The following is a 14194-nucleotide window of genomic DNA, read 5'->3' as shown; positions in this document are numbered from 1 at the left end:
ACCCATGTCGACGCCGCAGCAAGGATTTCAGTCCGCTTATCCACCACCGTCCGATCAACGCCCTGTGAGCATGGGTCAGTTTCAGTGGTACATGGAGGGCATGAGGCACGCGCGCCTGGCGGCCGTGTTCGGCGTGATCGGAATCTTCTCATTGGGCGTTGTTTTCGGACCCTTGGCCATCATGCAGGCGAAGAAAGCCGAGGGATTCGGGGTAGCGGCTCAGGAAGGAAAGATCCTCGGTTGGGTGGGGATCGGCCTGTTCATCTTGTGGGTCCTGTTTTTCGTTGCCTACATTGTCCTGTTCGCAGCGATCATCGCGAACTTGCCACACACCCCGTACCCGGGCCGCACCGGCCCGTAACGGAATATTCCTGACGGCGGCAGGCTGAGCTGCGCAGAATTTCGGCTCGATATGTGAGCGAGCGTCGCCGGAAAGGGGGATATATGTGAGCGAGCGTCGCCGGGGGGATGGGCGCCCTCTGGACACCGCTTCCCGACCGGCGCACACTTAATTCAACGCTTGTTGAATTAGTTGCATCTCGCGGGAGAGGCCATGAAGCAGCCTGAAAGCACCACGTGTGTCATCGCCGGCGGGGGCCCCGCTGGCGTGATGCTCGGACTCCTGTTGGCCCGGGCCGGCGTCGAGGTCACCGTCCTCGAAAAACATGCCGACTTCCTGCGCGATTTCCGCGGCGACACCGTCCATGCCTCCACCATCCGACTCCTGGATGAGCTTGGGCTGGGCGAGGGATTCCGGGCTTTGCCGCAAAGCAAGCTCGGCAATTTCAAACTCCCCACGGGCGGCAAGGAAGTGACCGTCGTCGACTTCGATCGCCTCAAGCCACCCTACGATTACGTAGCCATGGTTCCGCAGTGGGACCTCTTGAATTTCCTGGTGGACGCCGCACAGCAAGAGCCGCAGTTCACGCTCCGGATGAACACTGAGGCCACGGATTTGTTGTACGACGACGGCGGGAAGGTCGCCGGAGTAGCGTACCGCACCCGGGACGCGGCGTCGGGGAAGGAAACCGGGACGGGTGAGCTTCGCGCGATGTTGACGGTGGCATGCGACGGCCGCAGTTCGGTGCTCCGGCAGAAGGCAGGACTGGTCCCCCGCGAGTTCCCCGTGCCGTTCGACGCGTGGTGGTTCAGGCTCTCCCGGCGCGCGGACGAACAGGGACGTTTGGCCTCGATCATGCCCCGCTTCTCCGGCACTGATGTGCTCCTCAGCCTGACCCGCAAGGACTTCTACCAGATCGGCTACATCGCGGAGAAGGGCAAGGACCCGCAAATGCGTGCCGACGGGGTGGAGAGCTTCCGTGCCCGTGTGGCTCGCATCCGCCCGGACCTGGCGGACCGCGTGGATGAAATCAGGTCCATGGACGATCTGCATTTGCTCGACGTGAAGCTCAACCGGATCAAGCCATGGCACAAACCAGGCCTCCTCCTGATCGGAGACGCCGCCCACGCCATGTCTCCGGCAGGCGGCGTCGGAATCAACCTGGCCATTCAGGACGCCGTCGCCGCGGCCCAGCGCATCGCCCGTCCATTGCTTCAGGGCACCCTTGGCGAGGCGGATCTCGCTTCGGTGCAGAAGCGGCGCTGGTTTCCCACCGTGGTGATCCAGAATATGCAGATCCTCATCCAGAAGGCCGTCTTCGGCCCCGCAGTGAAAGGGCAGTTGGTGGGCCCGCCGGCTCCCGTGGTCTTTGTCGTCCGCCACGCTCCCTGGTTCGGGAAACTTCCAGCCCTCATGATCGCCTTCGGGCCGCGGCCGGAACACGCCCCGGACTTTGCGCGCCGGAAGCCCGCCGTGAACCGGAAACCGGTGTGAACAGGGGCCGCCGCCCGGGACAAGTGAGCAGCCGGGACGCGGTTCTCCGTGCCGCCCGCGAACAGTTCAGCCGCAAAGGATATGACGCCGCAACAGTCCGGGCCATCGCGGCCGAGGCCGGCGTGGATCCATCCATGATCAACCATCATTTCGGCACCAAGGAGCAGCTGTTCATGGCTGCGCTCGAATCACCCGTGGACCCCAAGGACCACGTATCGGCTGTCCTGAGCGGGCCGCGGGCGGACGTCGGCGAGAGGCTGGTGACGCGCTTCCTGACCGTGTGGGACTCGCCCGCTGGGGCAGCCGGCGTCGCGGTCCTGCGGACGGCGATGCAACACGAATGGAGTGCCGCGCTGGTCCGCGAGTTCATCCTCAACCGGGCCATCAATCCGCTTCTGGCCGGCCTTGGGGTGCCCGCGGAAGAGGCATCGTGGCGCGGAAACCTGGTGGCATCGCAGCTTTCCGGACTCATCCTGACCCGTTACCTGATCAAACTCGAGCCGATCGCTTCGGCGCCCCACGCCGTCGTCGTCCGAGCGCTGGGGCCGACGATCCAGCGCTATCTCACTGGCAACGTTGCCGGCGAACGGCCGGTATTGGTGAGCGAAGCCGGCGACTAAGGAGTCCCACGTGGTCCGTGGGAAGATTGGGCAGTGGCCCATATTGACGTTTCAGGCATCGACTACTTCCTCTCCGACGGCACCCAGCTGCTCAACGGTGTGACCTTCAAGGTCCCGGACGGTAGCAAAACAGCCTTGATCGGGCCCAACGGAACGGGAAAGACCACCCTGTTCAAGATCATCTCCGGCGATCTCACGCCTGACGAAGGAGTGGTGGGACGTTCCGGCACCATGGGCATCATGCGACAGTTCGTCGGGCAGGTACGCGATGAATCCACCGTGCGTGACCTGCTCGTTTCAGCCGCGCCGCCGGCCCTCGCCGCGGCCGCGAAGGCAGTCGAGGACGCCGAGCTCGCCATGATGGAGCACGACGACGAGCCCACCCAGATGCGGTACGCCCAAGCGATCGTGGACTGGGGAGACGCCGGAGGATACGACGTCGAGACGGTCTGGGATGAGGTCTGCATGGCCGCACTCGGCATCCCCTTTGACCGCGCACAGCACCGCCCGGCGTCGAGCCTTTCGGGCGGCGAGCAGAAGCGGCTGGTGCTTGAGGCACTGTTTTCGGGACCGGATCAGCTGCTGCTCCTCGACGAACCGGACAACTACCTCGATGTTCCGGGCAAGCGTTGGCTCGAAAGCAAGCTCAACGAATCCAAGAAGACGGTCTTCTTCATCAGCCACGACCGCGAGCTGCTCAACAACGCCGCGGGCCGCATTGTGACGCTTGAACCCGGCATCAACGGCGCCGGCGCCTGGGTGCACGGCGGCGGTTTCGGCACCTATGTGGACGCGCGTATCGACCGCAACGCGCGCTTCGAGGAACTCCGCAAGCGCTGGGACGAGGAGCACCTGAAGCTCAAGGAACTCGTCATCATGTACAAGACCAAGGCCGCATTCCGCTCGGACATGGCCAACAAGTACCAAGCCGCCCAAACGCGGCTCGCCAAGTTCCTGGAGGCCGGACCGCCCGAAGCCCTGCCGCTGGAGCAGAACGTGCACATGCGCCTCAAGGGGGGCCGGACGGCCAAACGCGCCGTGGTGGCTGAAAAGCTTGAACTCACGGGCCTCATGAAGCCGTTCTCCACAGAGATATGGTTCGGGGACCGCGTGGGCGTGCTGGGTTCCAATGGCTCGGGGAAGAGCCACTTCCTGCGGCTCCTGGCTGCTGGCGGCACTGACCCGGAGCGGGAGCATTTGCCCGTTTCCGACGTCGAGATCGCCGAAGTTCCACACGAAGGCACCGTCAAGCTGGGTGCCAGGATCCGTCCCGGATTCTTCGCCCAGACCCATTCCCGTCCGGACCTCCTGGGCCGGACGCTCCTGGACATCCTGCACCGGGGTGACGAACACCGTTCCGGGCTGGGCCGCGAGGCTGCTTCCGGGGCGCTCGACTCCTACGGACTGGTGGGCTCGGCCGAGCAGAAGTACGAGTCGCTTTCCGGCGGGCAGCAGGCGCGCTTCCAGATCCTGCTCCTCCAGCTGTCCGGCGCCACGCTCCTTCTCCTGGACGAACCCACGGACAACCTGGACCTGCACTCGGGCGAGGCCTTGGAGCGTGCCATCGACGCGTTCGAGGGCACCGTCCTGGCCGTCACGCACGATCGCTGGTTCGCGAAGTCCTTCGACCGTTTCCTCGTCTTCGGATCGGACGGCAAAGTCTACGAATCCGCCGAGCCAGTCTGGGACGAGTCCCGGGTAGAGCGGGCGCGCTAGCTTCCGGCCGACTCCCCCGGCCGCGCACGACGCCGCCCCAGGCCTGAGGGCGCCCGCTCACCTTTGGTGCGTTTTTCGGAACGCTCGCTCACCTCTAGTGAGCGAGCGTCTGCCTGAAACACCTCAAAGGTGAGCGAGCGACTGAGCCGATCGGCACCCAACGTGCCTTCCGAACTCGACTTGCCCATATGATCATCAAAGATGGTGAAATGATCATTTCTGGATAACATATGAGCATGAGGACTGCTGACCGCCACCGGCTCATTGGCGAGCTGCTGCGCAAGCGCGAAGAGATCACCGTTGACGAACTCGTTGCCGAATGCGGAGCATCGGGTGCCACTATCCGGCGCGACCTCGAGATCCTCGCCTCCCACGGTGTCCTTCGCCGGGTGCATGGCGGGGCCCGCAGCCTGGTGGACCGCGGCGACAACCCCGGCTATGGGCAGCGCGAACTCGAGGACCAGGACGCCAAGGAGAGAATCGCCGTCGGGGTCGAACGGCTTCTCCGCGACCGCGACCACGTCTGGCTGGACAGCGGTTCCACGGCAACTGAGATCGCGCGCCGGCTGGCGCCGAGGGAATTGACCATCATGCCGATGTCCCTTCGTGCGGTGGAGTTCCTGGCCGTGGACCTTCCCTCCGTACGGCGTCCGGGTCTCTTGTTGCCCGGCGGCAGCCTCGTTCCCGGCGAGCAGTCATTCCGGGGACCGATGGCAGAGGCCAATATCCGCTCCCTGCGCTTTGACGCCGCCGTCGTCACCCCGTGTGCCATCAACCTCAAGGACGGCCTTCTGGCGCACGATCTCGAGGACGCCGCGATTAAGCGGGCAGGCCTGGAATCGGCCGGCCGGGTGATCGTGGCCTGCACTGGAAGTAAATGGAATGCACAGGCTGTGGCCTTGGTTGCAGCGATGGACGCGGTAGATGTCATTGTGACGGACCGGAAGCCAAGCACTGAAGAACGCACCCTACTTGAAAATCTCTCCGTGGAAGTTGTGATCGTATGACCACCAGCACCCGAACTGCCCCGAACGTCAAAGCCGCGGCAATCGCCACTTTCCTGGTTTTCGGCATGAACGGGCTGGTTTTTGCCAGCTGGGCGGCCCGCATACCCGCCGTCACCCAGACCCTGCACCTGACATCCGGACAAATGGGCACCCTCCTGCTGTGTACCGCCGTCGGGTCCCTTGTGGCGCTGCCTTCCGCGGGCTGGGTTGTGGGCAGGATCGGTACGGCCCATACCGTCCGCGCCGCCGGACTCCTGGCCGCCTCAGCCGGAGCGGCTATCGCGTTCTCCTTGATGGCCGGATCCGTGGCCGCCACTGCGCTGGCGCTGTTTTTCTTCGGTGTGGGGGTCGGCCTGTGGGATGTTTCGCAGAATATCGAAGGGGCCGACGTCGAACACCGGCTCGGGCGCACCATCATGCCGCAGTTCCACGCCGCTTTTAGCGGAGGCGCCTTTGTGGGCGCGCTGATTGGTGCGTGGCTTTCCGAGATCGGCGTTGGACTTCCGGAGCAGTTGCTGGTCATTGCGGGCGTCGTGGTTCTTCTCGCGTTGACGGCGCCGCGTTACTTCATGCCCCGCGAAACCACAGGAACAATGCCCGACGGCGGCGCGCCCGCTGTCAAGGGTCCGTCGGCCTGGCGGGACTCCCGCACCCTCTTGATCGGCGTGGTGGTGCTCGGAGCGACCCTCACGGAAGGCGCTGGGAACGACTGGATCGCCAAGGCCTCGGTGGACGGCCTGAATACATCCGAATCCACGGGCGCTCTATTGTTTGCGCTCTTCGTGGCGGCGATGACCCTGATGCGTTTCCTTGGTGGCCGTGCGATCGACAGGTTCGGACGCGTAGCAGTGCTGCGGGTCAGCATGGCCGCCGCAGCAGTGGGCCTGGCTCTCTTCGTTTTCGCGGGCGATCTTATCCTTGCCGGGGTGGGTGCGGCTCTTTGGGGTATCGGCGCAGCCTTGGCCTTCCCCATGGGCATGTCCGCTGCTGCCGATGATCCGAGACACGCAGCCGCACGCGTTTCGGTGGTGTCGACGATTGGTTATGTGGCGTTTCTAGCCGGGCCGCCGCTTCTGGGATACCTGGGTGACCACACCGGCATCCGCATGGCCCTGCTTGCCATCGGGGCGCCGATCCTGATTGCCCTGTGGCTGGCAGGCGCCGCGAAACCTTTGGCGAAAAGCAACTGACCCGCAGTTGTTGTCGTTATGAGGCGTCAAAACGACAACAACTGCGAGTCAGTTGGGGAGCAGTTGGGTGTGTTACGGCGCTGAGGTGGCGGGTGCCGAAGGAACAGCGCTCGGCGATGCCCCGTTAGTGGGAGCGCCGCTCTGCCGGTTCCGGCCTTGGCCGCCCTGGCCGTTGAAGTTCTGGAACTGGCCGCGGCCGGGACGGGCCTGGCCCGCGTCCATTGCCTTAGTGACGCCGACGCCGGCAAAGAACCCGACGGCGACCAGCAGCACGGCAAGGAGGATCTGCGTCAGGCGACCCATCTTGAATCGCTTCTTGGGCACGAACGGCTCCGGCATCTGGGGTTGGCCCCAACCCTGTCCGGTGGGTTCCTGGCCGGTGGCCTGCAGGACCGCGGTCGGCTGTCCGGCGTGGGCCTGTTGGGTGTAGGGCTGCTGGGGCTCCGGCTGGTTTGCGGAACCGGGCTCCGGTGCTGAGTAGGACATTTTTGGATCTCCTGTTGGCTGTTTCTTTTAGTTGCTGGAGGTGGAACTGTGGGCGGCGTTATTCGTACCGCAGGGCGTCGATCGGCCGTAGCTTCGCCGCCTTGTTGGCCGGGTAGATTCCGAAAACCAGGCCAATCGCCGCGGATACCAGGAACGACAGCCACACGGTCCACCACTGGACTTCGGGTTGCGTTCCCAGCAGGGGGAAGGCGCTGCCGATGTATCCCGCGGCAATTCCCAGCACCCCGCCGATCAGCGAAATGATGAGCGATTCGATTAGGAACTGGCTCACGATGCTGCCCCGCGAGGCTCCGATTGCCTTGCGGATACCGATTTCGCGGGTACGTTCGGTGACCGTGACGAGCATGATGTTCATGACGCCGATTCCGCCCACCAGGAGCGAAATGCCGGCCACGGCACCCAAGAGGATGGTCAGCGTGGCCGTGGTGGTGGTGGCTGTCGTGAGGATCTGCGCCTGGTTGCGCACTTGATAGTCACGGTTGGCGGAGGTGACGTTGTGCCTGGCATCGAGGATCATCTGGACCTCGTTCTGGGCCTGGTTCATCACGTCCGCTGACTTCGCCTGGACAGTGATGGAGGCAAGCGACGGCGAGTATCCGGTGAACTTGTCCTGGGCCGCACTGTAAGGGATCACCACAATGTCGTCTGGATCGTTGAGGCCCGAGGACCCCTTTTGGGCCAGGACGCCGGAGACCACGAAGTTCTGGCCGTTGAGGGCGATCGTCTGCCCCACGGCCGAGGTCACCGAGCTGCCCACCAGGTCCTGCGCAACCGTATTGCCGATCACGGCCACTGCGGTGCCGCTGCTGGCGTCACCGTCGCTGAAGTAGGACCCCGCCGCGAGCGTGTCGTTCGAAATGGAAAAGTACGACGGCGTGGTCCCCACGAACGTTGCGACCGCATGGGTTGCGTCCTGGTAAGTACCCGTGACGTTCTGTGCCGTGACCACCGGCGCCGTCGCGGCGACGTCGGGGGCCATGACGGGATCTGTCAGCGCGGCCATGTCCTGGAGCGTGAGGTTGGTGCCACGGGACCGCGGACCGGTGACGGCTTGTCCGCCGCCTGCTGCGCGGCCGCCAGCCGTCGTCTGGCGGCTCACGGTCAGCACGTTGGTTCCCAGCTTGCCGATCTGGGCCTTGATGGCGTTGGAGGTTCCGGCGCCCACGGCCAGCAGGACGATGACGGAGGCGATGCCGATCAAAATGCCCAGGGTGGTGAGGATGGAGCGCATCTTGTTGGCCATCACCCCGGTCAGGGCGAAGCGAACGGATTCGGCGATCATCATGCCGGCACCGCCGTCGCCATAGGATGCGCATTAACGGCGCGGATCCTGTGGTCCTCAATGATGTGCCCGTCCTGGAATCGCACCACACGGTTGGCCCGCGCCGCGACGTCCGCCTCGTGGGTGATCATCACGATGGTCCGGCCGTTGGCGTGCAGGGACTCGAAGAGATCCAGGATTTCGTGCGAGGACTTGGTGTCCAAGGCTCCCGTAGGCTCGTCGGCCAACAACAGCACCGGGTTGGTCACGAGCGCCCGGGCGATGGCAACACGCTGTTGCTGTCCACCGGAGAGCTGTGAAGGCTTGTGGTCGGCCCGTTCCGCCAATCCCACTGAATCGAGCACTTCCAAGGCCCGATCGCGCCGTTCCTTGCGGTGCACTTTTGCGTAGGCGAGCGGCATCGAGACGTTGTCCACGGCCCGCGTGCGCGGTATCAGGTTGAAGTTCTGGAAGACGAAGCCGATTTTCCGGTTGCGGATCTGCGCGAGCTGGAATTCGTCCAGGGTCCCGGTATCGATGCCGTCCAGGTGATAAGTCCCCTGGGTCGCGCCGTCAAGGCAACCGATGATGTTCATCATGGTGGATTTTCCGGAGCCCGAGGCGCCGATGATGGCCACGAAGTCGCCCCGGTCAATGGAGATGCTGACGGAATCGAGTGCCCGTACTTCGGCCTCCCCTTTGCCATAGATCTTGCTCACGGAGTCCAGTTGGATTACAGCGTCGTTCACGGCTGCTTACCCGCCATTTCCACGTGTGCCACCGGTGCCGCCCGTAACTCCGGCGCCGCCTGTGCCACCGAATCCACCCGTACCGCCAAGTCCGCCCGCTCCGGTTCGTCCGGTAGTGCCGGTGGTGTCCAGGGTGGAGGAGATGGCCGGGAGTTCAACCTGATCGCCCGCACTGAGTCCCGTGAGCACCTGGGTGCGGCCGTTGTCCGTGATCCCGGTGGTGATGGTCACCGCCGTCGTGGTCCCGTTCCTCATCACGTTGACGGTCTGCTTGGTTCCCGTGGTGGTGATGGCCAGCGATGGCACCGCCAAGGCGTTCTTGGCAGTCGCCGTGGTCACGGAGATGTTTGCGCTCTGGCCGAGCCGGAGGGCAGCCGGGGGGTTCGTGATGGAGATCGTCACGGGGTAGCTGACCACGTTGTTGGTGGTTGTAGCGTTCTGGGCGATTGCCGTGATGGTACCTGTGACCGGGGCCGCGGAGGGGTCTGTCTTGAGTGCCGGGAAGGTGAAGGTGGCCGAGTCGCCGGTCTTCATGGCGGCAATGTCGGATTCGGCGAAGTTGGCGATGACCTGCAGGTGCGCGGTGTCGCTGATGGTGATCAGTCCCGAGGACGATGTGCTCGCGGCGCTTGTGGAAGTGCTGCTCGAGGAACCGGAAGCTCCGGAAGAGCCGGAACCGGAAGACCCGGAAGAACCGGAGCTGCTTCCGGCGTTGCCTCCGACCACGGCGTTCACGGCGGTGACAGTTCCTGAAACCGGGGCCGCGAGTGAGCAGGACGCCAGGTTCTTGGTAGCAGTGTCGACTGCTATCTGGGCAGACGTAGTGTTGGACGTGGCGCCTCCGCCGCTCTGGGCGGAATTGAGGGCCGTCGCGGCCGAGGCGATCTGCTCTTTGTCCTTGAGGGCCGAGCTGGCTTGCTGGTTGGCTGCCTGGGTCAGTGCTTGGTTATCCTTCGCCAGCTGGGCCTGTGCCGCGCTGAGCGCGTTCTGCGCCGGCTGGCTGCTGGGCTGGGCACTGGCAGCGGTCTGGGCCGCAGCGACAGTCGCATTGTCATTGTTCACGGCTGTCTGGGCGGCGGCCACCGCGCTGGCTTGCTGGCTCGCGTCGAGGTTGGCCGTTTGCTGGGCGTTGGCCAGGCTCTGGTTCGCCGAAGCTACCTGGTTGTTGGCTGAGGCCTGCTGTTGGTTTGCCTGGGCTGCGGCGGAATCCAGTTGGGCCTGGGCAACTGCTAGGGCGTTCTGGGCGTTCGTCGGATCAATGGTGACCAGTACCTGCCCGGCGGTGACCTGCTGACCGGTCACGGCGGAAACCGTGGCGATGGGCCCGGTGCAGTTCTGAGCGTTGATGACCGTCGTGCTTGCGGGCGAGACGTTTCCGCTCGCCGTAGAGACGGCGGCGAGGTCCGCGGCGCTGACCGCGACGGTGCGGGCGGTGGTGTCGGCGGCCGTTTGCGGCACACCGTTCAGCACGAAGAAGGCGCCGGCGGCAATGCCGATGACGGCCACCCCGATGCCGCTGTTGATGAGTTGAGGCTTTGAGAGCATGCCCGAAGACTATGGTCGCTGTCTTGGAGCATGCCGAGTGCTACCTGATGGTTTACCCTATGTGACGTTCTGCTCGGCGTGCCGCTTGCGACGCGCTTGCGGGGAAGAACGACCCTCACTATCCCACATCCTAACCAGCCCGCCGATAGTCTGATGGGATGCGAAGCATGCTGCGATGGGGTTCAGGGCGGATAGCGCGACTCGATCGGGCAGCGGTCCGAGCGGTCTCGCGGTGGCCTGAGGGCCCGCATGACACCGTTTTGAAGAACCTCTCGGAGGCCGCTACCAAGGGCAAGCTCTGGTTTGCCGTCGCTGGCGTTTGCGCGGCATTTCCGGGTAAGCCCCGCAACGCAGCGATCCACGGACTCCTGGCCCTTGGCGTTGCGTCGGCCGTCACCAATCTCGGTTTCAAGACGCTTCTTCCGCGGACGCGGCCATTGCCCGAACTCCTGCCGGCTTTCCGCTTTGTCAACCCGCAGCCCACAAGCTCCTCGATGCCGTCGGGGCACTCAGCATCTGCCGTCGCATTCACTCTTGGTGTCGCACTGGTGAATCCCCGCCTTGGTGCAATTTTGGCTCCCGTTGCCGCGGGCGTGGCGTATTCCCGGGTTCACACAGGCGCCCACTGGCCCTCCGACGTCGTGCTCGGCTCGGCGATCGGCGCCGGAGCGGCCCTCCTGACGCGAAAATGGTGGCCGGCCCGGCCTCCCGTTCCGGCCACGGACCGTTCACCGGCCGACGCGCCCGCTGTCGGCGACGGCGAGGGGTTGAGCATTGCGGTCAACGCCCTTGGCGGTTCCTACTCGCCGGAGACCGAAACCCAGCTTCGGGAAATATTCCCCAAAGCGCATATAAGGATCATTTCCGATGGCGATGACGTGGTTGCCGAAATCCGGGCCGCAGCGGGGCGGCCGGGGACGAAGGCTTTGGGCGTGTGGGGCGGCGACGGAACTGTCGGCACTGCCGCCGCGGCCGCCGTCGAGCACTCGCTGCCTTTGCTGGTGCTGCCCGGCGGAACACTCAACCATTTCGCACGTGACGTGGACGCCCGGTCCCTCGAAGGGGCCCTCAAAGCCGCCAAAACGGGAGCAGCGGCATGGACGGACTTGGGCCATGTGAGCGCGGGCCGCGGCGTCGATGGCAAGGACGAGACCACTGAACTCATCATGCTCAATACGGCAAGCGTCGGCGTTTACCCCAACTTGGTGCGGCGACGCGAACGGCTGCAGCCCGCCTTCGGGAAGCCACTCGCGGGACTTGTCGCAGGCCTGCGCACCTTCGGCGCGGCAACGCCGACCACCCTCCGGATCAACGGTGTCCCCCACAAGTTATGGATCCTCTATTTGGGCCGGGGCCGCTACTACCCGCGGGACCTCGCGCCGTTGACGCGTCCCGTGCTTGACGATGGCGTGCTGGACATCCGCATGGTCACGGCCGATGAGCCTTTTGCGCGGCTGCGCCTCCTGTGGGCGATCCTCACCGGAACAGTCGGTGCATCCAAAGTGACCCACCTCAGCGAAGCCGCGGAGCTCAGCATCGAAGCGATCGGAGAACCGCTAGTGATAGCGGTCGACGGCGAGCCGTTGCCCGGTGTGCGGACCGCGGAGTTCACCGTGAAGCGCCGGGCCCTACGGGTGTATTCGCCGCTTTCCTAGCTCTTTTCCTAGTGCCCTGGAGGACCTGGCCGCGGTCGGCATCATCCATAGGGACTACCCTGACCAGCCCCTGAATCATCCCTGAGACCGGCGAATTCCGCTGTGCCGGTGGCTAGCGTTGTACCTACAGTCACCACACAGCTGCAGCAAGCGGAGGGAACGCTTCCATGATTGAGGCAACAGGCTTGAGGAAGGTCTACGGCGCAAAGACAGCCGTGGACGGAATCAGCTTCACCGTACAGCCCGGGAAAGTCACAGGCTTCCTTGGCCCGAACGGCGCCGGCAAGTCCACCACCATGCGCATGATCATGGGTCTCGACCGCCCGACGTCGGGCGACGTCATTGTCAACGGCCGGCATTACTCCCAGCACAAAGCCCCGCTCCACCAAGTGGGAGCGCTGCTCGATGCCAAGGCGGTGCACACCAGCCGCAGCGCGTACAACCACCTGCGGGCCATGGCCGCTACCCACGGGATTCCGAACTCGCGCGTTGAGGAAGTCATCGAGATGACGGGCCTCACCGCGGTTGCCAAGAAGAAGGCCGGGGGGTTCTCCCTCGGCATGGGCCAGCGGCTTGGCATCGCCAACGCACTCCTGGGTGATCCCCAGACGCTGATCCTCGACGAACCGGTCAACGGACTGGATCCCGAGGGTGTCCAGTGGGTCAGGAACCTTGCACGCTACCTGGCAAGCCAGGGCAAGACCATCTTCATTTCCAGCCACCTCATGTCCGAGATGGCCCAGACCGCGGATCACCTCATTGTGATCGGTCGCGGCAGGATCATTGCAGACACCACGGTGGACGCGCTGATTGAGAGCCAGTCCCGCAAGCGCACTTTGGTCCGTACCTCGGAGACCACGCGCTTGTCCGAGTTGCTGGCCCGCGACGGTGTCCGGGTGGAGCAGAACGAACGTGAAACCCTGGAAGTGTACGGAGTGGAGCCGCTCCGCATCGCCGAGCTTGCCCTCGACAACCGGGTGCTGGTCTACGAACTCACTCCGCTCACGTCGTCGCTGGAAGAGGCCTACTTCCAGCTGACCAAGGACGAGGTGGAATACCACTCGCACATCACCGGCGGACCGGCAGCGCCAGGCGGGCCTCTGGACGGAAGCCCGGCCGGCGTCGGCGCTACGTCTGCTACCACCATGGAAGGGATCCAGTCATGAGCACCACTACCGTCAGCAAGAAACATGCGATCCCGTCAGCCGGGACCGGTGGCGTCACTTTCCTCCGGGTACTGAACTCCGAATCCATCAAGTTCCGGACCCTCATGAGCACCAAGCTCCTGTTGGTCCTGACCTTCGTGGCCATCGTCGGCATCGGCCTTCTGTCCGCGCTGGTCCGCTGGAATTTCATCAACCAGATGGTCGAAGTCGGCCGCCAGGGTCACAAGGAAACGGTGCAGCAAGCCGTTGACTCCTTCCCGCCAGGTTCGGGATTCAACCTCTACAACCTGCCGAACGCCGGACTCAACATCGGCATCCTCGTCATGGGTTCCCTGGCGGTACTCTTCATTGCCTCCGAGTACGCCACCGGCATGATCCGGTCAACCATGAACGCGGCGCCCGGCCGGCTCTCCACCTTCGGTGCCAAAGCCGTGGTCCTGGTTGTGGTGTCCTATGTCCTTTCGCTGGTGGCAGGCGTCGTGACCTTCCTGTTGGCGTCACCCATGTTCGCCAACTTTGGCCTTGACCTCGGCTGGAACACGGACGGCGTCCTCTACAGCGTCTTCACCGGCGGCCTGTACGTCTCCGGGGTCGCGCTGATCGGCCTCTCGCTCGGAACACTGCTGAAGAACCCGGCGGGCGGCATTACCGTCCTGGTGGGCATCATGTTCGTCCTCCCGTTCGCCGGCCAGTTCCTCAGCCTCGCCCCGGGAGAATTTTGGAAGTACGTCCCCCAGTACCTGCCCAGTGAGGCCGGCGGTCGCTTCTTGTCGATCGGCCACGTAGACGGCACCTTGGATCCATGGGCGGGCGGTCTCGTGTTCCTTGGCTACGTCATCTTGTTCATGGTTCCTGCCCTCATTGCGCTCAAGAAGCGCGACGTCTGATCCGCGATCGCCAGATTCGCTATCCAGGGACACCCACTCCAGACAAGGCCACTAGGC

13 protein-coding genes are annotated in these 14194 nt (G+C 64.4%); 9 read left to right on the top strand and 4 right to left on the bottom strand.

Annotated features, from left to right (window positions below; translation table 11 throughout):
* Positions 1–100 precede the first annotated feature (100 nt).
* From QRN59_RS12080 to QRN59_RS12055, 6 genes are all read left to right on the top strand, one after another.
* The gene (locus tag QRN59_RS12080) at positions 101–361 is read left to right on the top strand and encodes a hypothetical protein (protein WP_284982753.1); all 261 of its coding nucleotides are present in this window, start codon (positions 101–103) and stop codon (positions 359–361) included.
* Positions 362–553: 192 nt separating this feature from the next.
* Positions 554–1834, top strand: coding sequence for an FAD-dependent oxidoreductase (locus QRN59_RS12075; protein ID WP_284982752.1), 1281 nt, complete (start codon positions 554–556; stop codon positions 1832–1834).
* Positions 1835–1857: 23 nt separating this feature from the next.
* Entirely contained in the window at positions 1858–2454 is a 597-nt protein-coding gene (locus QRN59_RS12070) for a TetR/AcrR family transcriptional regulator (protein ID WP_284982751.1), read from the top strand.
* Positions 2455–2487: 33 nt separating this feature from the next.
* Entirely contained in the window at positions 2488–4170 is a 1683-nt protein-coding gene (locus QRN59_RS12065; protein ID WP_284982750.1) for an ABC-F family ATP-binding cassette domain-containing protein, read from the top strand.
* 236 nt (positions 4171–4406) lie between these two features.
* The gene (locus tag QRN59_RS12060) at positions 4407–5177 is read left to right on the top strand and encodes a DeoR/GlpR family DNA-binding transcription regulator (RefSeq protein ID WP_284982749.1); all 771 of its coding nucleotides are present in this window, start codon (positions 4407–4409) and stop codon (positions 5175–5177) included.
* Positions 5174–6367 (top strand): MFS transporter, encoded by a 1194-nt coding sequence (locus QRN59_RS12055; RefSeq protein ID WP_284982748.1) that lies wholly within the window; start codon positions 5174–5176, stop codon positions 6365–6367. The genes QRN59_RS12060 and QRN59_RS12055 overlap by 4 nt, the downstream gene beginning before the upstream one ends.
* 72 nt (positions 6368–6439) lie before the next feature.
* Here the strand turns inward: QRN59_RS12055 and QRN59_RS12050 are convergent, their stop codons facing one another.
* From QRN59_RS12050 to QRN59_RS12035, 4 genes are read right to left on the bottom strand one after another with little or no spacing between them, the layout of a single operon-like run.
* On the bottom strand, positions 6440–6853 hold the full coding sequence (locus QRN59_RS12050) for a hypothetical protein (protein ID WP_284982747.1): 414 nt from the start codon (positions 6851–6853) through the stop codon (positions 6440–6442).
* A gap of 58 nt (positions 6854–6911) precedes the next feature.
* Positions 6912–8159, bottom strand: coding sequence for an ABC transporter permease (locus QRN59_RS12045; protein ID WP_284982746.1), 1248 nt, complete (start codon positions 8157–8159; stop codon positions 6912–6914).
* Positions 8156–8884 carry an ABC transporter ATP-binding protein gene (locus QRN59_RS12040; protein ID WP_284982745.1) on the bottom strand — a complete coding sequence of 243 codons (729 nt, stop codon included), beginning with the start codon at positions 8882–8884 and terminating at the stop codon, positions 8156–8158. Before QRN59_RS12040 ends, QRN59_RS12045 begins: the two co-directional genes overlap by 4 nt.
* A 6-nt stretch (positions 8885–8890) precedes the next feature.
* The gene (locus tag QRN59_RS12035) at positions 8891–10429 is read right to left on the bottom strand and encodes an efflux RND transporter periplasmic adaptor subunit (protein ID WP_284982744.1); all 1539 of its coding nucleotides are present in this window, start codon (positions 10427–10429) and stop codon (positions 8891–8893) included.
* A 158-nt stretch (positions 10430–10587) separates the two neighbouring features.
* Here QRN59_RS12035 and QRN59_RS12030 point away from each other — a divergent pair, with 158 nt between their 5' ends.
* The 3 genes from QRN59_RS12030 to QRN59_RS12020 all read left to right on the top strand — a co-directional run bounded on the left by QRN59_RS12030 (position 10588) and on the right by QRN59_RS12020 (position 14137).
* The gene (locus QRN59_RS12030) at positions 10588–12084 is read left to right on the top strand and encodes a bifunctional phosphatase PAP2/diacylglycerol kinase family protein (RefSeq protein ID WP_284982743.1); all 1497 of its coding nucleotides are present in this window, start codon (positions 10588–10590) and stop codon (positions 12082–12084) included.
* A gap of 167 nt (positions 12085–12251) precedes the next feature.
* Complete coding sequence (locus QRN59_RS12025) at positions 12252–13250, top strand: ABC transporter ATP-binding protein (protein ID WP_284982742.1); 999 nt, start codon at positions 12252–12254, stop codon at positions 13248–13250.
* Positions 13247–14137 (top strand): ABC transporter permease, encoded by an 891-nt coding sequence (locus tag QRN59_RS12020; RefSeq protein ID WP_284982741.1) that lies wholly within the window; start codon positions 13247–13249, stop codon positions 14135–14137. The genes QRN59_RS12025 and QRN59_RS12020 overlap by 4 nt, the downstream gene beginning before the upstream one ends.
* Positions 14138–14194 lie beyond the last annotated feature (57 nt).

This window comes from Arthrobacter sp. efr-133-TYG-118 (genome assembly GCF_030209755.1).
In the GTDB taxonomy this organism is placed as follows: domain Bacteria; phylum Actinomycetota; class Actinomycetes; order Actinomycetales; family Micrococcaceae; genus Arthrobacter.
This window is presented reverse-complemented; position numbering and strand designations above follow the sequence as displayed.